18 protein-coding genes and 1 pseudogene are annotated in these 20956 nt (G+C 71.6%); 9 read left to right on the top strand and 10 right to left on the bottom strand.

Translation table 11 applies throughout. The annotated features are described in order from the left end of the window. Positions 1-1308 carry an alpha-hydroxy-acid oxidizing protein gene (locus ATC03_RS00620; RefSeq protein ID WP_067871846.1) on the bottom strand — a complete coding sequence of 436 codons (1308 nt, stop codon included), beginning with the start codon at positions 1306-1308 and terminating at the stop codon, positions 1-3. 76 nt (positions 1309-1384) lie between these two features. Here ATC03_RS00620 and ATC03_RS00615 point away from each other — a divergent pair, with 76 nt between their 5' ends. Both ATC03_RS00615 and ATC03_RS20440 read left to right on the top strand, forming a co-directional pair. Beyond that, positions 1385-1789 (top strand): NUDIX hydrolase, encoded by a 405-nt coding sequence (locus ATC03_RS00615; RefSeq protein ID WP_067871843.1) that lies wholly within the window; start codon positions 1385-1387, stop codon positions 1787-1789. Then, positions 1789-2673 carry a lipase family protein gene (locus tag ATC03_RS20440; protein WP_067871840.1) on the top strand — a complete coding sequence of 295 codons (885 nt, stop codon included), beginning with the start codon at positions 1789-1791 and terminating at the stop codon, positions 2671-2673. Before ATC03_RS00615 ends, ATC03_RS20440 begins: the two co-directional genes overlap by 1 nt. Positions 2674-2678: 5 nt before the next feature. Here the strand turns inward: ATC03_RS20440 and ATC03_RS00605 are convergent, their stop codons facing one another. Then, entirely contained in the window at positions 2679-3587 is a 909-nt protein-coding gene (locus ATC03_RS00605) for a serine hydrolase (protein ID WP_067871837.1), read from the bottom strand. A 104-nt stretch (positions 3588-3691) separates the two neighbouring features. Continuing rightward, complete coding sequence (locus tag ATC03_RS00600) at positions 3692-5710, bottom strand: M13 family metallopeptidase (protein ID WP_067871834.1); 2019 nt, start codon at positions 5708-5710, stop codon at positions 3692-3694. 83 nt (positions 5711-5793) lie between these two features. On the opposite strand from ATC03_RS00600, the gene ATC03_RS00595 reads away from it, so the two are divergent. The 4 genes from ATC03_RS00595 to ATC03_RS00580 all read left to right on the top strand — a co-directional run bounded on the left by ATC03_RS00595 (position 5794) and on the right by ATC03_RS00580 (position 10619). Beyond that, a complete protein-coding gene (locus ATC03_RS00595) occupies positions 5794-7665 on the top strand; it encodes a substrate-binding and vWA domain-containing protein (protein ID WP_084003138.1) in 1872 nt (623 codons plus the stop codon). A gap of 8 nt (positions 7666-7673) precedes the next feature. Further along, positions 7674-8756 (top strand): hypothetical protein, encoded by a 1083-nt coding sequence (locus ATC03_RS00590; protein ID WP_067871831.1) that lies wholly within the window; start codon positions 7674-7676, stop codon positions 8754-8756. A gap of 80 nt (positions 8757-8836) precedes the next feature. After that, positions 8837-9211 carry a YccF domain-containing protein gene (locus tag ATC03_RS00585; RefSeq protein ID WP_067871828.1) on the top strand — a complete coding sequence of 125 codons (375 nt, stop codon included), beginning with the start codon at positions 8837-8839 and terminating at the stop codon, positions 9209-9211. Between the two features lie 43 nt (positions 9212-9254). Next, a complete protein-coding gene (locus tag ATC03_RS00580) occupies positions 9255-10619 on the top strand; it encodes an MATE family efflux transporter (RefSeq protein WP_067871826.1) in 1365 nt (454 codons plus the stop codon). Positions 10620-10727: 108 nt separating this feature from the next. Here ATC03_RS00580 and ATC03_RS00575 read toward each other — a convergent pair. Together ATC03_RS00575 and ATC03_RS00570 are read right to left on the bottom strand one after the other, a co-directional pair. Next, a pseudogene (locus ATC03_RS00575) lies at positions 10728-11927 on the bottom strand (amidohydrolase); the annotation flags it as partial. 121 nt (positions 11928-12048) lie between these two features. Continuing rightward, positions 12049-13152, bottom strand: coding sequence for a LacI family DNA-binding transcriptional regulator (locus ATC03_RS00570; protein ID WP_067871823.1), 1104 nt, complete (start codon positions 13150-13152; stop codon positions 12049-12051). A 231-nt stretch (positions 13153-13383) separates the two neighbouring features. Here ATC03_RS00570 and ATC03_RS00565 point away from each other — a divergent pair, with 231 nt between their 5' ends. After that, on the top strand, positions 13384-14148 hold the full coding sequence (locus ATC03_RS00565; protein ID WP_067871819.1) for an SDR family NAD(P)-dependent oxidoreductase: 765 nt from the start codon (positions 13384-13386) through the stop codon (positions 14146-14148). 128 nt (positions 14149-14276) lie between these two features. Here ATC03_RS00565 and ATC03_RS00560 read toward each other — a convergent pair whose 3' ends face one another. Together ATC03_RS00560 and tdh are read right to left on the bottom strand one after the other, a co-directional pair. Continuing rightward, positions 14277-15452 carry a glycine C-acetyltransferase gene (locus ATC03_RS00560; RefSeq protein ID WP_067871816.1) on the bottom strand — a complete coding sequence of 392 codons (1176 nt, stop codon included), beginning with the start codon at positions 15450-15452 and terminating at the stop codon, positions 14277-14279. 17 nt (positions 15453-15469) lie between these two features. Beyond that, entirely contained in the window at positions 15470-16513 is a 1044-nt protein-coding gene (tdh, locus tag ATC03_RS00555) for an L-threonine 3-dehydrogenase (RefSeq protein ID WP_067871814.1), read from the bottom strand. 242 nt (positions 16514-16755) lie between these two features. Between tdh and ATC03_RS00550 the strand changes: the two genes are divergently transcribed. Both ATC03_RS00550 and nucS read left to right on the top strand, forming a co-directional pair. After that, entirely contained in the window at positions 16756-18087 is a 1332-nt protein-coding gene (locus ATC03_RS00550; RefSeq protein ID WP_067871811.1) for an MFS transporter, read from the top strand. A gap of 9 nt (positions 18088-18096) precedes the next feature. Further along, positions 18097-18792 (top strand): endonuclease NucS, encoded by a 696-nt coding sequence (gene nucS / locus ATC03_RS00545; protein WP_067871808.1) that lies wholly within the window; start codon positions 18097-18099, stop codon positions 18790-18792. Between the two features lie 38 nt (positions 18793-18830). On the opposite strand, the gene ATC03_RS00540 is transcribed toward nucS, so the two are convergent. The 3 genes from ATC03_RS00540 to ATC03_RS00530 all read right to left on the bottom strand — a co-directional run bounded on the left by ATC03_RS00540 (position 18831) and on the right by ATC03_RS00530 (position 20900). Beyond that, positions 18831-19232 carry a hypothetical protein gene (locus ATC03_RS00540; protein WP_152030811.1) on the bottom strand — a complete coding sequence of 134 codons (402 nt, stop codon included), beginning with the start codon at positions 19230-19232 and terminating at the stop codon, positions 18831-18833. Positions 19233-19345: 113 nt separating this feature from the next. Beyond that, a complete protein-coding gene (locus ATC03_RS00535; protein ID WP_067871801.1) occupies positions 19346-20665 on the bottom strand; it encodes a HipA domain-containing protein in 1320 nt (439 codons plus the stop codon). Continuing rightward, positions 20658-20900 (bottom strand): helix-turn-helix domain-containing protein, encoded by a 243-nt coding sequence (locus ATC03_RS00530; protein WP_067871797.1) that lies wholly within the window; start codon positions 20898-20900, stop codon positions 20658-20660. Before ATC03_RS00530 ends, ATC03_RS00535 begins: the two co-directional genes overlap by 8 nt. Positions 20901-20956: the final 56 nt, after the last annotated feature.

The raw sequence follows: 20956 nt of genomic DNA, 5'->3' as shown, positions 1-20956 counted from the left end.
TCAGGCCTGCGCCGGAGCCAGCGCGTCGCGTCCGATGGCGTCGATCGAGGTGCGCCCGGCGAGGCCCATGGTGAGGTCGAGTTCGGCGATGTGGTTGCGCACGACCTCGCGCACGCCCTCGGCTCCGGCGACCGCGAGGCCGTAGGCGTACGGGCGGCCGATGCCGACGGCCGTCGCACCGAGCGCGAGGGCCTTGAACGCGTCGGCCCCACCACGAACGCCGCTGTCGAGGATCACGGGGATGCGCCCGCCGACCCGTTCGAGCACACCGGGCAGGGCGTCGAGCGTCGCGACCGCGCCGTCGATCTGGCGCCCGCCGTGGTTCGAGACGACGAGGCCGTCGATGCCCAGGTCGAGGGCCCTGGCCGCATCCGCGGGGTGCATGACGCCCTTCAGCAGGATCGGGAGCGTCGTCCACTCGCGGAGGCTCGCGAGGTCGTCCCACGTGAGCGACGGATCCGAGAACACGTCGAGGAACGTCTCGACCGCGGCTCGGGGCAGCGGCGAGCGCAGCGCCTCGGCGACCCCGCCCTCGACGAGCATGGTGTGCGATCCCGAGCGGGCGATCGACAGCGCCGACGCGAGCAGGGTCGGCGTGACGCGCGACTTCGGCCCGGCCGTGCCGCCTGCGGCGACGCGGTCGCGCACGAGATCGGCGAACACGGGGTCGCTCGTGTACTGCGCGATGCCGAGGCCGCGCGTGAACGGCAGGTAGGCGACGTCGAGGTCGCGCGTGCGCCAGCCCAGCAGCGAGGTGTCGAGGGTCACGACGATCGCCTCGCACCCGATCGCCTCGGCTCGGCGCACGAACGACGCGTTCAACTCGTCGGACCGGCTCCAGTACAGCTGGAACCAGAACGACGCATCGCGCATCTGCGCCGCGACCTCCTCCATGGGGCGCGACGCCTGGTTCGACAGCACGTAGGGCACGCCGAGGGTCGCCGCAGCGCGGCCGACCGCGACATCCGCCTCGGGGTGCGCCATCTCGGCCACGCCGATGGGCGAGAGCACGAACGGGGTCGGGCGGCGGCGGCCGAGCAACTCGATCGACAGGTCGCGCTTCGACACGTCCCGGAGCACGCGCGGCCACACCCGCCACCGATCGAAGGCCGCACGGTTCGCCGCCATCGTCGACTCGGCGCCGGCGCCGCCCGCGAGGTAGGCGAAGGCCTCGGCCGTGAGCCCCTTCTTCGCCGCCAGTTCGAGCGCGGCCGCATCGACGGGCACCTTCGGACGATCGCCCGAGAGGCCCGCCCGGTAGACCTCCGACTGCGTCGCCCGCCCGAATCCCCGCTCGTCGTCGCTCATCGCCGCACCCTTCGCGTCTTCGGCAGTGCCGCCAGCGTAACGGCCATGGGCCTCACCGAGACCTAGGCTGGAGCGGATGACGCTGCCAGACCTCCTCGTCTCCGCGATCGCGCTCGTGCGCGACCGCCGCGTACTCATGGTCACCGCCCGCGGGCGCGACGTGTTCTACATGCCGGGCGGCAAGATCGACGCCGGCGAGACTCCCGCCGAGGCCGCCGCCAGGGAGGCGTTCGAAGAGGTCGCGCTCGTACTCGACCCCGACGGACTCGTCGAGCTGTTCGAGGTCGTCACGCAAGCGCACGGCGAGCCCGACGGCCGGCTCGTGCGCATGCGCGTGTTCGAGGCGCAGACGGATGCCGCGCCCACCGCATCCGCCGAGGTGGGCGCCCTGCACTGGGTGACCACCGCCGAGATCGACCGGTGTCCACCGGCGGGGGCCGACGTGCTGCGGCGGCTCGCGGCATCCGGAGTCATCGACTGATGTCCACGAGCGGGCGTCCTTCGATCTTCACCCTGGTGAAGTGGACGCTGCTCGATGAGGTCTACGCGGGCTGGCGACAGCTCGCCCTGCTCGGCGGCACGCGCCGGCCGAAGGCGTGGCGCGGCGGCGACGAATCGCGGCCCGAGGTCGTGCTGCTGCCCGGCGTCTACGAGCACTGGACGTTCCTGAGGCCGCTCGGCGACGCGCTGAGTCGCGGCGGGCACCGCGTGCGCGTCGTGCGCGGGCTGAGCATGAACCGCATCCGGGTCTCGGAGACCGCGGCGAGGGCCATCGCCGCCCTCGCGGCCGAGCCGACCCCGCCGGCCGGGCGCGTGATCGTCGCCCACAGCAAGGGCGGGCTCGTGGGCAAGCACGTCCTCATCGATCAGGACGACGCAGGCGCCGTGGCCGCCGCGACGACCGCGGCGGTGCGAGCAGGGCGAGCGGATGCCGCCGGCGGCACGACCGGCGACGGCGCCGCAGCGGATGCGGGCGCGGCGCCCGACGTGGGGGTGCTCGGCGTCGTCGCGATCTGCACGCCGTTCGCCGGCTCCCGCTACGCCCGGATGTTCGTGAACCGCACGATGCGGGACCTCCGCCCGACCGACGAGACGATCGTGCGGCTCGGCGGCTCGGCCACGGTCAACGCGCGCATCGTGTCGGTGTACGGCCGGTTCGACCCGCACGTGCCCGAGGGCAGCGTGCTCGCGGGGGCGACGAACGTGCAGGTCGACGCCGTCGGGCACTTCAGGATCCTGAAGGCGCCGGAGACGGCGGCCGCCGTGCTCGACGGCATCGCGCTGCTCGCGGCACTGCCGCCCTCGCCGGCGGTCGTGCCGCCGCCGGTCGAGGAGCCGCCGGTCGCACCCCCGCCGATCGAGTAGTCAGGTCAGTGCACGTACTCGAGCAGGTCCATGCCGACCGCGCGCATGCCGTCGAGCACCGCGAGGCGCGACGAGAGGCCGGTGTCGGCGAAGTAGGTCGAGACCGCGTAGGACACGCTCGCGCGCGGACCGCGCAGCACGCCGACCTCGCTGCGCACGCCGCCGTCGGTGCCGGTCTTGTTGACGAGCAGCACGCCGTGGTCGGGGGTGCGGTGCGCGAGCGGATCGAGGCCGAAGGCGCTCGCGACCATCGACAGGTCGGAGTTGAGCGAGAGCCACCCGATGACCCGCTGCGAGACCTCGGGGCTGACGATCTCGCCGCGCGCGAGCGAGGCGAAGAGCCAGGTGAGCTCCTTCGCCGACCCGATCGAGAGCTGGGGGGCGTCATCGGGGCCGCGGTGGTCGCGCACGAGGTCGAGCAGTGCGGTGCGTGTGAGGCCGAGCGCCTCGGTGCGGGCGCGCACCGCCTCGAGCCCGACGTGGCGCAGCAGCACGTTCGTGGCGAGGTTGTCGCTCGTCGCGCCGATCATCGCCGCGAGGTCGGCGAGCGGCAGCGACGGCGACTGCAGGTGCTGCCAGATGCCCGAGTCGCCCACCGCATCACGCGGGGCGCGATCGAGCACCGTGAACGCCTCGGCGCTCGTGCCCGTGAGGCGCGAGGCGACCTCGACGAGCAGCAGCACCTTGCCGATCGACGCGGTCGGCATGACCACGTGGTCGTCGACCGAGAACAGCTCCTTGCCGGTCGCGAGATCGGTCGCCCGAGCCGTCACCTGCACCCCGGCGAGCGCGAGATCGCTCAACGCGTTGAAGCCCCTGGCGAAGCTCTCGGCCGGCTCGACGCCCCGGTGCTTGCCCCGGTGCACGTTGGAATGGCGCGCTCTTCGCTCGGATCCCTGCGACGGCGTCACCACGTTGCTAGCACGGTCTCTCTGGGGCTGATCGGTGCGCTGGCCTCAGCGGGCGGCGCGCACGGATGCGTCGGACGGGGGTCGGATGAGCCGGTGGGGCGGCTGGCCTACCAGATGGTCACGCGCTCGGCCGGGTCGAGCCAGAGCGTGTCATCGGGAGTCACATCGAACCCAGTGTAGAACTCGTCGATGTTGCGCACGATCTGGTTGCACCGGAACTCGTTCGGCGAGTGCGGATCGATGGCGAGCAGGCGGATCACCTCGGCGTCGCGCCCCTTCTGCTGCCAGGCCTGCGCCCACGACAGGAAGAAGCGCTGCACGCCCGAGAGCCCGTCGATCACGGGCGGCTCGGCGCCGTCGAGCGAGATGACGTAGGCGCGCCAGGCGATCGCGAGACCGCCGAGGTCGCCGATGTTCTCGCCGATCGTCAGGGCGCCGTTGACGTGCTGCTCGGAAGCCTCGGACTCGTCGGAACCCTCGACCGCGCCCTCGCCGACGAGCTGCGCCGGCACGAGTGCGTCGTATTGCGCGATGAGCGCCTTGGTGCGCTCCTCGAACGCGGCGCGGTCGGCCTCGGTCCACCAGTCGGTGAGGCGCCCGTCGCCGTCGTACTTCGAACCCTGGTCGTCGAAGCCGTGGCCGATCTCGTGGCCGATGACGGCGCCGATCGCACCGTAGTTCGCCGCGGCATCCCGACCCTCGTCGAAGAAGGGGAACTGCAGGATGGCCGCCGGGAACACGATCTCGTTGAACCCGGGGTTGTAGTACGCGTTGATGGTCTGCGGGGTCATGAACCACTCGTCGCGATCGATCGGCTTGCCGAGCTTGCCGATCTCGCGCAGGAAGGTGAACTCCGCGGTGGCGCGCACGTTCGCGACGAGGTCGTCGGGCACGATCTCGAGCGTGGAGTAGTCGCGCCACTTGACCGGGAACCCGATCTTCGGCGTGAACTTGCCCAGCTTGTCGAGCGCACGCTCGCGCGTCTCGGCGCCCATCCACTCGAGCGAGGTGATCGACTGCCGGTAGGCCTCGATCAGGTTGGCGACCAGCTCGTCCATCGCGCCCTTGGCGGCGGGCGGGAAGTGCCGTTCGACGTAGATGCGGCCGACGGCCTCGCCCATGGCGCCCTCGACGATCGAGACGCCGCGCTTCCAGCGCTCGCGGATCTGGGGGGTGCCGCTCAACGTGCGGCCGTAGAAGTCGAAGTTCGCCTCGACGAAGTCGTCGGAGAGGTACGCGGCGTTCGCGCGGATGACCTGCCAGGCCAACCAGTCCTTCAGGGCGGGCAGGTGCTCCTCGGTGACGATCGTGCCGAGGGCCTCGACGAACGACGGCTCGCGCAGCACGATCTCGTCGAAGGCGCCCTCTGGCACGCCCATGGCGTCGCGCCACACGGCGAGGTCGAACTCGGTCGAGGTGCCCGCGGCGGCGGCCGCGGCATCCGCCCACGCGTACAGGTTGTAGGTCTTGTGGCTGTCGCGGGTCTCGACGTTGTTCCAGTGGGCGGCCGCGATCTCGGTCTCGAGGTCGAACACGCGCCGGGCGCTGGCCGCCGGGTCGTCGAGGCGGGCGAGTCCGAACATGCGCTCGAGCAGCGCGAGGTACGCGTCGCGGATCGGGGCGAAGCGCTCTTCGCGGAAGTAGCTCTCGTCTGGCAGGCCGATGCCGCCCTGCTCGGCGAACACGAGGTAGCGCTCGGGGTCGCCGGGGTCGTTGTCGACGAAGAGCTGCACGAGGCCCGAGACGCCTTGTCGCTCGAGCCGGCCGAGCGTCTCGAGGAAGCTCGGCACCGAGCTCACGAGCGACACCTCGCCGAGCTGGCCCGCGATGGGCGTCGCGCCGAGCAGGTTCGCCCGCTCCTCGTTGAGGAAGCTCGCGAAGAGGTCGCCCACCTTGCGCGCCTCGGTGCCGGGCTCCGCCGCCTGCGACTCCTGGATGATCTCGCGCACGGCCTGCTCGGCCTCTTCGTGCAGCACGATGAACGAGCCGTAGCGCGCCTTGTCGGCGGGGATCTCGGTGCGCGCGATCCACTTGCCGTTGACATGGCGGAACAGGTCGTCCTGCGGTCGCACCGCATCGTCGAGTTCGTCGTGCACGATGCCGGAGGTGAGCGAGACGTCGGTCATGCGTTCCACCCTATGACGACGCTTCGGCGAGCGGATGCCGGTGGCCCGACTCATGGCGCACTCGCAGGTCGTACGCTGTTCCCATGGCACCCGTTCCGCGGCGCACGGCCGCCCGCCCCCTGTTCCCGACGAGCTCGCGGCGGGGTGCGCGCGCGGGAATCGCGATCGCGATCGCGACCCTGTCGGCGCTCGCACTGAGCGCATGCACGTTCGGCGGCGATACGACCGACGGCGGCACGGTGGATCGCGGCGATTTCGCCGACGACGGCTGCACGAGCGTGGTCGTCGCGACCTCCTCCGAGAAGGTCAACATGCTCGACGCCCTCGCGAAGGCGTTCAAGGAGTCGCCGGAGCACGACGGGCTCGACGAATGCGCGACCGTGCGGCCCGTGAACGTGTCCTCCGGCGACGCGACCCGCTTCCTGACGGCGGGCGGCGACTGGCCCGACGACGACCCCCGACGCTGGCCGACCCTGTGGTCGCCGGCATCCACGGTGTGGACCGAGCGCGTCGCGGCCGCGGCATCCCCTTCACTGGTCGGCGAGCCCGTGTCGTTCACGCACACGCCCGTCGTGTTCGGCGTGCCCGAGACGATGGCGAAGGCGCTCGGCTGGCCCGACGCCGAGATCGGCATCGCCGACTTCGAGAAGCTCTGCGCCGACCCGGCCGGCTGGGGCAGCGTCGGCAAGCCGATCTGGGGCTCGTTCAAGATCTCGAAGACGAACCCCAACACGTCGACCACCGGCCTGTCGGCGATCCTGATGCAGTCGTACGAGGCCTCGGGCAAGACGACCGACCTCACGGCCGACGACGTCGCCGCGGCCGAGGAGTTCTCGCGCGTGTTCGAGGAGTGCGTGATCCACTACGGCGACACCACAGGCAAGGTGCTCACCACGCTCTACGACGAGACCCAGAACGGTTCGGGCGGTTCGGGCTACGTCTCGGCCGTGGCGCTCGAGGAGACGTCGCTGCTGAACTACAACCAGGGCAACCCCGACTCGCACACGGTCGAGCCCGGGGAGACGCTCACCCCGCCGAAGGAGAAGCTCGTCGCGGTGTACCCGTCTGGCGGCTCGATCTGGTCGGACAACCCCGTGACCGTGCTCGGCGCCGACTGGGTGACCCCCGAGCAGGCGACCGCGGGTGCGGCGTTCATCGACTTCCTCGCGACCGAGCAGGCGCAGAGCATCCTGCCGCTGTACGGGTTCCGCCCGCTCGACGAGTCGGTTCCGCTCGGCAACCTGTTCACCGAGCGCTTCGGCGTCGACCCCGCCGGCCCGGCGGTCACGCTGCCGCGCCCGGCCGTCGACGTGGTCTCGGCCGCGCTCGACCAGTGGACGCAGATCCGCAAGCCCTCGTCGGTGCTCGAGGTCATCGACATCTCGGGGTCGATGGACGACCCGATCGGCGACGGCCGCTCGAAGCTCGACGGCGCCATCGAGGGCGCGCAGGCGACGCTCGGCCACTTCCGCTCGACCGACGAGGTCGGCGTGTGGGCGTTCACGACCGACGTCGAATCGGCGGCCGGCAAGAACCTCATCGAGCTGCGCGGCGTCTCGCCGCTCGGCTCCGATGGCGAGACGCTGCGATCCTCGATCGCCGACCTGCGCTACGCCAACCGACAGGGCACCCCGCTCTACGACGCCATCGACGCCGCCTACGAAGAGATGATCGCGCGCGCCGAGCCCGGCCGCATCAACGCGATCGTCGTGCTCTCCGACGGGCAGGACACCGACTCGTCGATCTCGATCGACTCGCTCATCACGAAGATCGGCAAGTCGAGCGGCGAGGGCGGCGGCGACGCACCCGTGCGCATCTTCCCGATCGCGTACGGCGAGGGCGCCGACACGGGCGCGCTGCAGCGCATCGCCGAGGCCACGGGCGGCCAGTGGTTCGACGCCTCCGACCCCGCGAAGATCGACCTCGTGTTCGCCTCGGTCATCAACAACTTCTAGGGCGCCGGATGCCGCACCTCACCGCCCAAGCCGACCTCGCCGCTCTGCCGGTCGCCATGGTCTTCACCGACGGCGGCGGCTACATCGACGACGCCACCGACGCGCTGCAGAGCGGATCGGTCTACGTGTCGCCCGAGGTCGCCGACGCGTCGGCGCTGCAGAGCCAGCTGACGGCGCAGGTCGGCGACTCATCGATCGGCATCGCGGTGTTCTCGGAGAACGCGGCGCTGGAGGCATCCGGATCCGAGATCGTCTCGCAGCTTGCCGAGGCGACGACCTACGACACCATCATCGTGGCCGTCGGCGACGACCTGTCAGCCGGTTCACGTGTGCTCGACACCGGCGAGGCGATGCAGATCGCGAACGAGGCTCAGTCGGGCGGCAGCCTCGACCAGACCCTCACCACGACGGTGCAGAACGTCCAGGAGGCCGAGCCGGCGGCATCCGGAGGGACGGCCGGCGGTGCCGGCGGCATTGTGCTCCCACTCGCAATCACGATCGCGGTACTCGCCGCCGGCGCGGCCGCCGTGTTCGGCGTGATCCGTTCGCGGCGGCGTGGGGCGCTCGGCGCTCGCGACACCCGACTGCCGGATGCGATCCGGCGCCACGTCGCGACCCTGCGCTCGCTGAGCATCGCGTACGCGCAGGTCGGCGCGGCCGGCAACCAGGTGGCCGCGCAGACCGCGACCGACATCTCGGGCATCGCGACCAACGTCGAGGAGCTGTTCACCCGGCTCGACCAGCGCAGCGGGGCCGACCAGCGGGGTCTCGCGGCGATCGAGCTCGACGCCACGCTGCGCCGGCTCACGGGAGCGCTCGACCGCGACTACCTGCTCGACATCCTCACCCACCCCCAGCTCTGGGACGACCCCGACGAGCGCGTCCGCGAGGTGCGCAACGCCGTCTCGGCCGTGTCCGAGGAGCTCGTGCAGAACATCAAGCAGGTCAACGCCAGGCGCGGCCTGCACTTCCAGGTCTCGCTCGACGGGCTGATGGGCAAGCGCTCCGAGCTGCAGCAGTGGGAGCGCGCGTTCGAGCAGGCGGCCGACGAGGGCGACGCCCCTCCGGCGTCGCCCGCCCCCCGCGCCTGAGCGATCGCGGAGGGCCGGCCCGCGGCATCCGCGACCTCGGTCCATGGCGTGGCCGCCGCCCGTGCTGATTGAATCAGCCCATGTCGACCGTGCTCAACATCATCTGGCTCGTGCTCTCGGGCTTCTGGCTGTTCCTGGGCTACCTGGCCGCCGGCGTGATCATGTGCATCCTCATCGTCACGATCCCGTGGGGCATCGCGTCGTTCCGCATCGGCCTGTACGCGCTGTGGCCGTTCGGCCGAACGGTCGTCGCCAAGCCCACGAGCGGCGCATGGTCGTTCATCGGCAACGTGATCTGGTTCCTGCTCGCCGGCATCTGGCTGGCGATCGCCCACCTCGTGTCGGGCGTGCTGCTCTGCGTCACGATCATCGGCATCCCGCTCGGCATCGCCGACTTCAAGCTCATTCCGGTCTCGCTCGCACCGCTCGGCAAGGAGATCGTCGACATCCGATGAACGGATGCCGCGTCGGCCGCCCGGCATAGGCTCGAGTCCGCACATGGACCCTGAAACGACTCCCCCAGCCTCGACGCTCCGCACGGTCGACCGCGACATCCTCCGGCTCGCCGTGCCCGCGCTCGGCGCACTCATCGCCGAGCCGCTGTTCCTGCTCGCCGACACGGCGATGATCGGGCACCTGGGCGCGACGCCCCTGGCCGGTCTCGGCATCGCGAGCGCCGTGCTGCAGACGATCATCGGGCTCATGGTGTTCCTCGCCTACGCGACGACCCCGATGGTCGCGCGGCGGCTCGGCGCGGGCGACGAGCGGGCGGCGGTCTCCGCGGGCGTCGACGGCCTGTGGCTGGCGGCCGGGCTCGGCGCCGTGCTCGCGGTCGTCGGGTGGTTCGCGACCCCGTGGCTCGTCGGCGTGTTCGGCGCGTCACCAGAGGTGTCCGCCGCGGCATCCGCGTACCTGTCGATCTCGATGCTCGGCCTGCCGGCGATGCTGCTCGTGTTCGCGGCCACAGGTCTCTTGCGCGGCCTGCAGGACACGACGACGCCGCTCTGGGTCGCGGGCATCGGCTTCGCGGCGAACATCGCCCTGAACTTCGCCTTCATCTACGGCCTCGGCTGGGGCATCGCGGGCTCGGCGGTCGGCACGGTCATCGCGCAGTGGGGCATGGTGCTCGTCTACGTCGTGGTGATCGCACGGCACACGATGCGGGTCGGGGCGAGCCCGTGGCCGCACCACGCGGGCGTGCTGCGCGGCGCGACCTCGGGCGGCTGGCTGTTCCTGCGCACGCTGAGCCTGCGCGCGGCGCTGCTGCTCGCGACCTGGGCGGCGACCTCGCTCGGGCCCGACGAGCTCGCCGCCTACCAGGTGGCCATCACGATCTACTTCACGCTCGGGTTCGCGCTCGACGCCCTCGCGATCGCGGCGCAGGCGCTCATCGGCAAGGGGCTCGGCGAGGGCGACGTCGAACAGGTGCGGGCGGTGCTGCGCCGGTGCGTGCAGTGGGGCGTGCTCTCGGGCGTCGTGCTCGGCGCGCTCGTCATCGCGACCGCGTGGGTGCTGCCGGCCCTCTTCACCTCGTCGGCCGAGGTCGCGGCGCTGCTGCCGCCCTCGCTCGTGGTGCTCGGCCTCTCGGCGCCGCTCGGCGGGCTCGTGTTCGTGCTCGACGGCGTGCTGATCGGCGCGGGCGACGCCCGCTACCTCGCCTGGACCGGCCTCGTGAACCTCGCGGTGTTCGTGCCGCTCGCGCTCGGCACCGTGTGGGGGGCGGATGCCGCGGGCCTGCCCAGTGCGACGGCGCTCGCGCTGGTCACCGCGGCGTTCGCCATCGGCTACCTCGCCGCCCGTGCGGTAACGCTGTCGCTGCGTGCCCGCGGCGCTGCGTGGATGGTCACGGGCGCGCCAGCCTGACCGCGAACCCGCAGACGCCCACGCTGGAATCCCGTTCGCGCGCGGGAATCCACGTCGGAGGGGATTCGGGCGCGCGAACGGGATTCCTCTGCGAGCGCACGGATGGGGTCAGCGCGCGTCGAGCCATTCGCGGGCGGCGGTGACCAAGGCGGTGACGCCGACCTCGAGGGTGGGCTCGATGAGCGGCGCGAAGTGGGGCGAGTGGTTCGACGGGATGTCCTCGGGCATGCGTCCGGTCTTCAGGGCGTCGCCGAACAGCGCGGGGTCCGCGCCGCCGAGGAACCAGTAGACGAGCGGAGCGTCGGCCTCCGTTGCGAGCACTCCGACGTCTTCGCTGCCCGACACGATGCCGGGATCGATGACGCGCTGCTCGCCGATCGCGGCGCGCAGGGCGGTCGCCGTGCGCGCCGTGGCGGCGGGCTCGTTCACCGTCACCGGGAAGCGCTCGTCGTACGAGATCTCGGGCGGCGTCGGCGCCCCTGCGGCGACGGCCTCGGCCTGCACGATCCGCTCGATCGCGCCGAGCACCTTCGTGCGCACGGCCTCGTCGAAGGTGCGAACGCTCAGCCCGAGCGTCGCCTCGGCCGGGATGATGTTGTTCTTGCTGCCGGCGTGCAGTTGGCCGACCGTGACGACCGCGGCATCCGTCGGCGCCACCTCCCGCGCGACGATGCCCTGCAGGCGGACCGTCGTCGAGGCGGCCAGGTAGACGGGGTCGACCGTGGTCTCGGGGCGCGAGCCGTGCCCGCCGGTGCCGTGGATGCGCACGTTGAGCGAGTCGGCACCCGCCATCGCCGCGCCCGCGTGGAGCCCGATGAACCCGGCCGGGAACGGTGCGACGTGCTGGCCGAGCACCACGTCGGGCCGCGGAACCCGCTCGTAGAGGCCGTCGGCGACCATCTCCTCTGCGCCGCCGCCCCACTCCTCGGCGGGCTGGAAGAGTGCGACGAGCGTGCCCGACCACGAGCCACGGTCGGCGACGAGACGCTCGGCCGCACCGAGCAGGCAGGTCACGTGCACGTCGTGGCCGCACGCGTGCATCACCGGCACCTCGTGGCCCTCGTGATCGGTCGCCCTGGCGGTGCTGGCGTACGGCAGGCCCGTCGCCTCGAGCACCGGCAGCCCGTCCATGTCGGCGCGGAGCAGCACCGTCGGGCCGTCGCCGTTGGCGAGCACGCCAACGACCCCGGTGCGCCCGATGCCGGTGGTCACCTCGAGGCCGAGACCGGTGAGCGCCTCGGCGACGATGCCGGCGGTGCGGTGCTCCTGGAAGGAGAGCTCGGGGTTCTGGTGGAGGTCGCGGTAGACGGAGGTCGATGGCCATGCCGACCAGCCTAGGCAGCGGTCCGCCGTCCGTGGGGTCGGATCGTGTGCGCCGCGTCAGGGTGCGCGGGTCGGCACGCGGCGGTCAGCGCGCGCGGCGCGGCGGTCAGCGCGCGCGGGGCGGCGCCGTGGTGTCGCCGACGTGCAGCACGCTCGTGAAGCAGCGCGAGGCGGGCGGCTCACCGCCGTCGTCGGCGAGCATGCGCACGACGGCCTCGCCGGCCGCACGCCCCTTCGCCACCGACGGTTGCACAAGGGTCGTGAGGTCGTGCTGGAGCCCGTCGACGCGGATACCGTCGAACCCGAGCACACTCACCTCGGCGGGCACGGCGACGCCGAGCTCCTCGGCGGCTTGGAGCACGCCCGCGGCGAGCAGGTCGCTCTGCGCGATGATCGCGGTGGGCCGGGTGGCGGGGTCGGCGAGCAGCACCCGTCCGGCCTCGAGGCCCTCTTCGATCGAGCTCGCCGCGGCCGACCGTCCGGTCGCATCGGGGAACACCTCACGTGCCCCGCGCAGGCGTTCGCTCGCGGTGTCGGAGGTGCTGCCCGCCTCGAGCGCCGCGGTGAGCGGGCCGCGCGTGCGGGCGGGGTCGAGGGGCAGCGTGACGATCGCGGCATCCGCGTGTCCGAGGTCGCGCAGGTGCTGGGCACCGCGTCGGGTGGCGTCACGGTTGTCGATCGAGATCTCGGGGATGTCGGAGCCGGCCGCACCCTCGATGGCGACGGTCGGGATGCCACGACGGCGGAGGGCCGCGACGGTCTGGCCGAGACGAGGACTGCAGCCGATGAGCACGACGGCGTCGACCGGGGCGTTCTCGACGCTGAGCGCGGGAGCGGCGACGACCCCGCCCGTCGTGTCGACGACGGGCAGGTCGATCGCGCCCACGTCGGTGAGCAGCAGCAGCCCGGCGCCGAGCGGCGCGATGCCCTCGGTGATGCCGTCGAGCATCTGGATCTTCACGGGGTCGAGGAACGCCGTGCGCACGCGCTGCTCGAGCACGACGCCGACGATGCCGGAGCGACCCCTGCGCAGCGACCGGGCGCGAGGGTCGGGGCCCGCGTAGCCGAGCTCGGTGGCGGCCGCGAGCACGCGCCCCTTCGTGGCATCCGACACCGGGCCGGATCCGCTGAACGCGAGCGAGGCCGTCGAGGCCGAGACGCCGGCACGCGCGGCGACGTCGGACAGGGTCGGTCGGGCGGACTCGGACATGCTCGGGCATCCTCTGGTGGCGGTCGGCGGGGCGCCGGTACGCCCGATCATAGGTCATCCACCTCGAATCGATTCGAGAACGGATGCCGCGGCAGCCCCCACCCGTCGGAGGACCCGTTGCGCGGGTGAGGCCCCTCACCCGTTCCCCACGTGCACTCCGGCGCGCATCCGGTCCTCCGACGAGCTCCGCGAGGCGGATGCGGCGCGGCCGCGCAGCCTAGGCTGGGCCGCATGCCGAAGACCGCACTCATCACGGGTGCGAGCTCGGGCCTCGGGGCCGAGTTCGCCCGCCAGATCGCCATGACCGGAGCCGACCTCGTGCTCGTCGCCCGCGACCGGGACGCCCTCGAGCGGGTCGCCGAGCGACTCGTCGCGAAGTACGGCATCGACGTCGAGGTGCTGCCGGCCGACCTGCTGAAGCGCCGGCACCTCGCGAAGGTCGTCGCGCGCGTGGCCGACCGAGAGCGCCCGATCGACCTGCTCGTCAACAACGCGGGATTCGGGCTGCCGCTCGACTTCGCCGCCAACGACATCGACGACGAGGTGAAGCACCTCGCGCTGCACGTCGAGGCGCCGATGCGGCTGAGCCACGCAGCCTTGGGGCAGATGCTGCCGCGCGGACGCGGGCGCATCATCAACGTCGCGTCGGTGGCGGGCTTCATCCCCCGCGGCACGTACGGCGCGTGCAAGGGCTGGCTGATCAGCTTCAGCCGCTGGGCGAACGACCAGTACGGCCCGAAGGGCGTCACGACGACCGCGGTCTGCCCGGGCTTCACGCACACCGACTTCCACGCGCGCATGGGCCTCGCCAAGGGCAAGGAGGGCGTGCCCGACTGGATGTGGCTCGACGCCCGCTCGGTCGTCGCCGAGGGCCTGCGCGATGCGGCGCGCGGCAAGGCCGTGTCGGTGCCGTCGCTGCGCTACCGCGCCCTCGTCGGCCTCACGCGCCTGCTGCCCGCCTCGCTCGCGATGCGCGTCGGCGAGCGCGGGCGCTGATCGGAGCACCTCACCAAGCTGCAGGAGATCAGGCACCATCCGCGCCGTGAGCAGGACAGGCGTCCCAATCTCCTGCATCCGCAGCGGCTCGCGCCTGCGCACCGGCGCCCGCCCGCGGCATCCGCCCGTCAGACGGCCGCGCGCGCCTCGACGAACGCGGCGACGCACCGGCGGATCTCGTCTTCGGAGTGCGCGGCAGAGAGCTGCACGCGGATTCGCGCCGCCCCGCGCGGCACCACCGGGAACGAGAACGCCGTGACGTAGACGCCGCGCTTCTGCAGTTCTTCGGCCACGCGGCCGGTGACCACGGCGTCGCCGAACATCACGGGCACGATGGCGTGCTCGCCGGGCAGCAGGTCGAACTCGGCGTCCGTCATCAGTGAACGGAACAGCGCGGCGTTCGCGTTCAACCGTTCGCGCAGGTCCCCCGACGACTCGAGCAGCTCGAGCGCCTGCAACGTGCCGGCCACGATCGCGGGCGCGAGCGTGTTCGAGAACAGGTACGGCCGCGCACGTTGGCGGAGCAGGTCGACGATCTCCTGCCGCGCGGACACGTACCCGCCGGATGCCCCGCCGAGCGCCTTGCCGAAGGTGCCGGTCGTGATGTCGACCCGCCCCTCGACGCCGCAGAGCTCCGGAGTCCCCCTGCCGTTCGCGCCGACGAACCCGACGGCGTGCGAGTCGTCGACGAAGACCAGGGCGCCGTAGCGGTCGGCGAGGTCGCAGATCTCGGCGAGGGGCGCGATGTACCCGTCCATCGAGAACACGCCGTCGGTCACGATCACGCGACGACGGGCATCGGATGCCGCGGCGAGCTGCACCTCGAGGTCGGCCAGGTCGCGATTCCGGTACCGGTACCGGCGGGCCTTCGAGAGCCGGATGCCGTCGATGATCGACGCGTGGTTGAGCTCGTCGGAGACGATCGCGTCGTCGGGCCCGAAGAGGGTCTCGAAGACGCCGCCGTTCGCGTCGAAGCACGACGAGAACAGGATCGTGTCGTCGTAGCCGAGGAACTCCGAGACGCGCCGCTCGAGCTCGAGGTGCTGCTCCTGGGTGCCGCAGATGAAGCGCACGCTCGCCATGCCGTAGCCCCACTCGTCGAGCCCACGGTGCGCGGCCGCGACGATGCGCGGGTCGTTCGCGAGCCCGAGGTAGTTGTTCGCGCAGAAGTTCAGCACCTCCTGGCCCGCGACCGACACCTCGGACGACTGCGGCCCGAGGATGCCCCGCTCGCGCTTCGTGAGCCCGGCCGCGTCGATCTCGTCGAGCTCCGCCCGCAGCTGTTCCTTCACCGATCCGTACATGTTCGGACCTCCGTTTCTCAGACCTGTGTCCAGTCGAGGATGACCTTGCCGACCCCCGCCGCCCTGGCGGTGTCGAACGCCTGGCGCCACTCGCGCGCGGGGTGCCGCTCCGAGATGATCGACGCGACGCGTTCGCCGAGCACGGGGCTCGTCTGCAGCATCGCGCTCATCGAGTTCCAGGTCTCGAACATCTCGCGCCCGTAGATGCCCTTCACCGTGAGCATGTGCGTGACGACCTTGCCCCAGTCGATCGCGTAGGGCTCGCTCGGCAGGCCGAGCATCGCGATGCGCCCGCCGTGGTTCATGTTCTCGATCATCTCGGGCAGCGCGCGGGGCGAACCAGACATCTCGAATCCGACGTCGAAGCCCTCGCGCATGCCGAGCCGCTCCTGCGCCGAGCGCACGCGCTCCGTCGACACGTCGACGACGGCGTCGGCGCCCATCGAGCGAGCGAGTTCGAGGCGCGCGGGCGAGACATCCGTCGCCACGATGAACCGGGCGCCGACGTGGCGTGCGACCGCGATCGACATGAGGCCGATGGGCCCGCAACCCGTGACGAGCACGTCCTCGCCGACGACCGAGAACGCGAGCGCGGTGTGCACGGCGTTGCCGAACGGGTCGAAGATCCCGCCGACGTCGGGCTCGACGGGCGCGTGGTGCACCCAGACGTTCTCGCCGGGGATCACGATGAACTCGGCGAACGCGCCGTCGCGATGCAATCCGACGCCGAGCGTGCGGATGCACATCTGGCGGCGGCCGGCGCGGCAGTTGCGGCACATACCGCAGACGACGTGGCCCTCGCCCGACACCCGATCGCCGACGGCGATGTCGTGCACCAGCGGGCCGACCTCGACGACCTCGCCGAAGAACTCGTGACCTGGCACGAGGGGGGTCGTGATGTTCGCGGCGGCCCAGTCGTCCCATGCCTCGATGTGCAGGTCGGTGCCGCAGATGCCCGTGCGGAGCACCCGGATCTTCACGTCGGCGGGCCCGGGCTCGGGCTCCGGCAGATCGGTGTACTCGAAACCTGCGCCGGGGGCGCGCTTGAACAGGGCCTTCATCGATACCTCGTTGTTCGATGCACGGGCCGCTGGATGCGGCGGCCCATGCGAAGTGGTCCGGTGGGTGCGCCGGATGGCGTCTCCATCGTACCGATGGATGCCGCGCCGTGTTGCGACGGTGGAGGCGTGCGGATAGGGTTTCAGGACGCCGGTCGAATCGATTCGATTTTCGGCGAGATCCCCTGAACGCGGCCCCGCGGCATCCGCCCCGGGCAGCCGACCCGACAACGAAGCCGAGCAACATGAGCGCACCGACCACGACCCGCAAGGGCCTCACCGCATGGCGCAACGCCGTCTTCGCGATCTTCTTCCTCTCGGGGCTGAGCCTCGCGAGCTGGGTCGCGCGGCTGCCCGAGATGCGCGACGAGACCGGCCTCAGCACCCAGGGCGTCGGACTCGTGATCCTCTCGGGCTCGATCGCGTCGGTCCTCGGCCTGATCGCCGCACCGCCGCTGATGGCGCGCTTCGGCGCCCGCATCGGCATGGCCGGCACGCTGATCTCGGTGTCGCTCGGCCTCGTGCTCATCGGCGTCGGCGGTTCCCTGGCACCCTCGGTGCCGCTCATCGCCATCGGGCTCGCGTTCGCCGGATTCGGCAACGGCGCGGTCGACGTGATGATGAACGTCGAGGGCGCCGAGGCCGAGCGCGAGATCGGCCGCACGGTCATGCCGCTCATGCACGCGTTCTTCTCGTTCGGCACGGTCGCCGGCGCCGGCATCGCGGCCGCCGCGGCCGCACTCGACATCGCCGTCTTCGCGCACCTCGGGGTGATCGCCGCGATCATCGCGGTCGGCGCCGTCGTCTCGGTGCGCTTCGTGCCGCATCGCACCGAACTCGGCGACCCCGCCGATGCAGCGCAGTCGGCGGGCGGAGCAGGGCGAGCGGATGCCGCGCCGCGCCGTCCACTCGGCGAGCGCGTCCGCGACGGCCTCCGCGTCTGGGGCGACGTGCAGCTGCTGCTCATCGGCGTCATCATGCTCGGCATGTCGTTCGCCGAGGGATCGGCGAACGACTGGCTCACGCTCGCCGCCGTCGACGGCCACGGGCTCGAGCCCGCCGCCGGCGCTGCGGTCTTCACGGTCTTCGCCGTGTCGATGACCACCGCTCGCGTGCTCGGCGGCCCGCTCATCGACCGCTTCGGCCGAGTGCTCACGCTGCGCGTGCTCGCCGCGACGGGCGTCATCGGCCTCAGCATGTTCATCTTCGGCAGCGAGCTCTGGGTCATCATCGTCGGCACCGTGCTCTGGGGCGTCGGCGCCTCGATGGGCTTCCCGGTCGGCATGTCCGCCGCGGCCGACGTGCCCGACCGGGCCAAGGCCGCGGCCCGCGTGAGCGCGGTCGCGATCATCGGCTACTGCGCGTTCCTCGTGGGCCCGCCGTTCATCGGGTTCCTCGGCGAGCAGTTCGGCCTGCTGAACGCGCTGCTCGTCGTGCTCGCGCTCATGGTCGTCGCCGGTCTCGCGGCACCCGCGGCGCGCGAGCGCACGGGCAAGCCGGGTGCGACGGGCGTCGAGGAGCACCCCGACGCGACCGGCACCTCGGGTGGGGCCTCCGCCGCGGCATCCGACGCCTAAACTCGACGGGTGCGTCTCGTCATCGCCCGCTGCTCCGTCGATTACGCGGGGCGGCTCTCGGCCCATCTCCCACTCGCCCAGCGCCTGCTCATGGTGAAGGGCGACGGCTCGCTGCTCGTGCACTCCGACGGCGGCAGCTACAAGCCGCTCAACTGGATGAGCCCGCCGTGCACGCTCGAGACGACGCTGCCCGACGAGGCTCAGGCCGCGAACGGCGTCGTCGAGGTCTGGAAGGTCACGCACAAGAAGACGGCCGACCAGCTCATCGTGTCGATCCACGAGGTGCTGCACGACTCGTCGCACGAGCTCGGCATCGACCCGGGCCTGCAGAAGGACGGCGTCGAGGCGCACCTGCAGAAGCTGCTCGCCGAGCAGATCGAGCTCCTCGGCGACGGGCACCGGCTCGTGCGCCGCGAGTACATGACGGCCATCGGCCCGGTCGACATCCTGGCGACGGATGCCTCGGGCGGCTCGGTCGCGGTCGAGCTCAAGCGTCGCGGCGACATCGACGGCGTCGAGCAGCTCACCCGCTACCTCGAGCTCATGAACCGCGATCCGCTGCTCGCGCCGGTGAGCGGCGTCTTCGCCGCGCAGGAGATCAAGCCGCAGGCCCGCACCCTCGCCGAGGACCGCGGCATCCGCTGCGTCGTGCTCGACTACGACGCCATGCGCGGGCTCGACGACAGCGACTCGCGGCTGTTCTGAGGAGCGCGCTGGTCGGCTGCGCCGCCGCTCGGAGCGGCCTACTCGGTGACGACCACCGTGAACGCGACCTCGTCGCCGGAGTCGTCGTTCGAGAGCGAGACCTCGGTCTCGCCGACGGCGGTCGCCGTCAGGCCAGGGTTGAACTGGGCCGAGCCGTCGTCGTGCCCCGCCACGAACTCCACGATCGACGGATCGGCGATGTCGGCCGTCCACGCGGTGGAGTGCTCGTCGTCGCCGACGAGGTCGATCGAGTTGCCGAGTGCGACCTCGACCGTCGTGCCGTCGGCGTCGCCGAGGTCGACGATCACGGGAGGCAGTGCGCCCGCGGTGGCGGAGCCGGTCGGTGACGTGCTCTCGGACGTCCCTCCCGACGACGCGCATCCGGCGAGCGCTGCGGTGATCGCGACCGCCGCTCCGGCCGTCGCGACGAAGGCGGTCATCATTCGTGAGCGCGCACTCCGGTGCATCCTCCTGTACATCTTCTCTCCGTCCCCCCGGGCACCGGTCTGCACCGATGCATCCCCTGAGGTCAGGTTAGCGAGCACGGCGACGGTCAGTCCTGGTCGGCGCTCCATCTGACCGGGACTTCCGCGCGCGCCCACCCGCCGCGGGATCGGAAGGTGTCTTCCAGCTCCGCGACGAACGACCCGTCTCCGTCGTCGCCGGCGGCCCTGCCCGAAATGAGGTTCGTTGCGAACCGGGTGACGGTGCTCTGCAACCCCGGGTGGGCACCCGCGTGCGGGCGCTCGGCTCGGGCGAGCTCCAGGACGGCCTCGAGCGTCTCGTCGATCGTCGCCTCGTGGGCCGCGGCGCCCAGCCGACGCCCTTCGTCGACGAGATGCTGCCTGGTCAGGATGCGGTGTTCGAACTCCCCGCCGATCCGGAACGCCATCTCGCCGTCGTTGTCCTCGTGCGTCTGCGGGACGACGTCGTACATCGGGGCGAGTCGGTGGGGGGCGCCGATCGGATGGAGGACGGAGATGTTCTTGGCGTGCAGGTCGAGGTTCCCGATCGCGACCGACACGGTGATCATCTTCAGGAGCCGGGTCCGGTCGGGCCGGTCGAGATGACGGGCGACACGATCGAGACCGATCCCGCCGTAGGTCTCGTACTTGTCGTCGCCACCGAGGCCGAGCACCTGGCTGAAGTCCTCCTGGTGGACTCGACCGTCGGCCGCTCCCGGCGACCGGTCGTAGCGTTCGATGACGAGCGCGTAGGCGTCGTCGAACCGGTCGAGGTGGGTGTCGAACGCGGCGAGCCCGAGGTGTCTGGCGAACCGCGACCCGTACTCCTCGTCGAAGATCATGGTCTGGTGGTCGGACACGATCGGCTTGAGGATGTGCGTCGACGGGTAGCCGTCGAGGGCACGCGCCCATCCGGTGTCGGTCTTGACGAGCACGACCTTGGGCTGGATGCCGTTCAGCGAGGTCTTCCCGCGGCGGGGCTTGTTCCCGAGGGGCGCCTGGCGGACGTCTTCGAGCATCTGCCGGATGCCGACCCCGTCGACGGGTTCGATCGCGGGCGAGCGTGGCTCTTCGGGGCGTTCGGGGTCCCAGATCTGCAGGGCGCCGGCGACGTCTCGGCCGTAGGCGGCGAGCATGCCAAGCACGTCCTCGCTCCTGACGTGGGCTTCGGCGGCGAGGCGCTCGCGGGCCCGGCCTTCCGGCAGGAGCTCGGCGAAGAAGTTGCGCCTGATCGGCCGGCCGCTGGATGGCGATCGTGGCACCAGGGGCACGGCGAGGGACATCGCCGTCGAACCGAGCCCGTAGTGCTGGACGGCATCGAGGTCGGCGATGAAGTCGAAGTCGAATGCGCGCCCGCCGGCGAGGGTGCCGATCGGTCGGCCGTGGAGTTCGACGATCAGGTCAGCCACGGCCGTCGTCCCCTTCGGGGATGGTGACCGTGACCGTGGCGCCGGTCGCGCGGAGTGCTTCGAACAGTCGGGTGACGGCGACGGATTCCTTGCCCTGCTCGAGTTCCCAGATGTACTTCTGGGTGGTGCCGAGCTGTTGGGCGAGGTCGCGCTGGGTCATTCCGCTGGCCATCCGGGCCTGCTGGAGGGCGATCCCGAGCGATTGCGGCGTGTCGATCCTGGCCTGATACGGCATTGGAGCTCCTCCTGCGCCTTGGCGTGGCTTGGTCGACGCGACCGTGACTGCGAAAA

It is taken from the genome of Agromyces aureus, from assembly GCF_001660485.1.
GTDB lineage: Bacteria > Actinomycetota > Actinomycetes > Actinomycetales > Microbacteriaceae > Agromyces > Agromyces aureus.
Note: the sequence above shows the minus strand (reverse complement) of the source record. Positions and strands in the feature narration are given on the sequence as shown.

What these genes read in the sequence shown, in the direction of transcription:
- ATC03_RS00550 (WP_067871811.1), top strand. Translation starts at nt 16,756, where the DNA reads ATGAGCGCACCGACCACGACCCGCAAGGGCCTCACCGCATGGCGCAAC.
- ATC03_RS20440 (WP_067871840.1), top strand. Translation starts at nt 1,789, where the DNA reads ATGTCCACGAGCGGGCGTCCTTCGATCTTCACCCTGGTGAAGTGGACG.
- ATC03_RS00595 (WP_084003138.1), top strand. Translation starts at nt 5,794, where the DNA reads ATGGCACCCGTTCCGCGGCGCACGGCCGCCCGCCCCCTGTTCCCGACG.
- ATC03_RS00530 (WP_067871797.1), bottom strand. Translation starts at nt 20,900, where the DNA reads ATGCCGTATCAGGCCAGGATCGACACGCCGCAATCGCTCGGGATCGCC.
- ATC03_RS00590 (WP_067871831.1), top strand. Translation starts at nt 7,674, where the DNA reads ATGCCGCACCTCACCGCCCAAGCCGACCTCGCCGCTCTGCCGGTCGCC.
- ATC03_RS00580 (WP_067871826.1), top strand. Translation starts at nt 9,255, where the DNA reads ATGGACCCTGAAACGACTCCCCCAGCCTCGACGCTCCGCACGGTCGAC.
- ATC03_RS00600 (WP_067871834.1), bottom strand. Translation starts at nt 5,710, where the DNA reads ATGACCGACGTCTCGCTCACCTCCGGCATCGTGCACGACGAACTCGAC.
- ATC03_RS00540 (WP_152030811.1), bottom strand. Translation starts at nt 19,232, where the DNA reads ATGACCGCCTTCGTCGCGACGGCCGGAGCGGCGGTCGCGATCACCGCA.
- ATC03_RS00615 (WP_067871843.1), top strand. Translation starts at nt 1,385, where the DNA reads ATGACGCTGCCAGACCTCCTCGTCTCCGCGATCGCGCTCGTGCGCGAC.
- ATC03_RS00620 (WP_067871846.1), bottom strand. Translation starts at nt 1,308, where the DNA reads ATGAGCGACGACGAGCGGGGATTCGGGCGGGCGACGCAGTCGGAGGTC.
- ATC03_RS00565 (WP_067871819.1), top strand. Translation starts at nt 13,384, where the DNA reads ATGCCGAAGACCGCACTCATCACGGGTGCGAGCTCGGGCCTCGGGGCC.
- tdh (WP_067871814.1), bottom strand. Translation starts at nt 16,513, where the DNA reads ATGAAGGCCCTGTTCAAGCGCGCCCCCGGCGCAGGTTTCGAGTACACC.
- ATC03_RS00570 (WP_067871823.1), bottom strand. Translation starts at nt 13,152, where the DNA reads ATGTCCGAGTCCGCCCGACCGACCCTGTCCGACGTCGCCGCGCGTGCC.
- ATC03_RS00560 (WP_067871816.1), bottom strand. Translation starts at nt 15,452, where the DNA reads ATGTACGGATCGGTGAAGGAACAGCTGCGGGCGGAGCTCGACGAGATC.
- ATC03_RS00585 (WP_067871828.1), top strand. Translation starts at nt 8,837, where the DNA reads ATGTCGACCGTGCTCAACATCATCTGGCTCGTGCTCTCGGGCTTCTGG.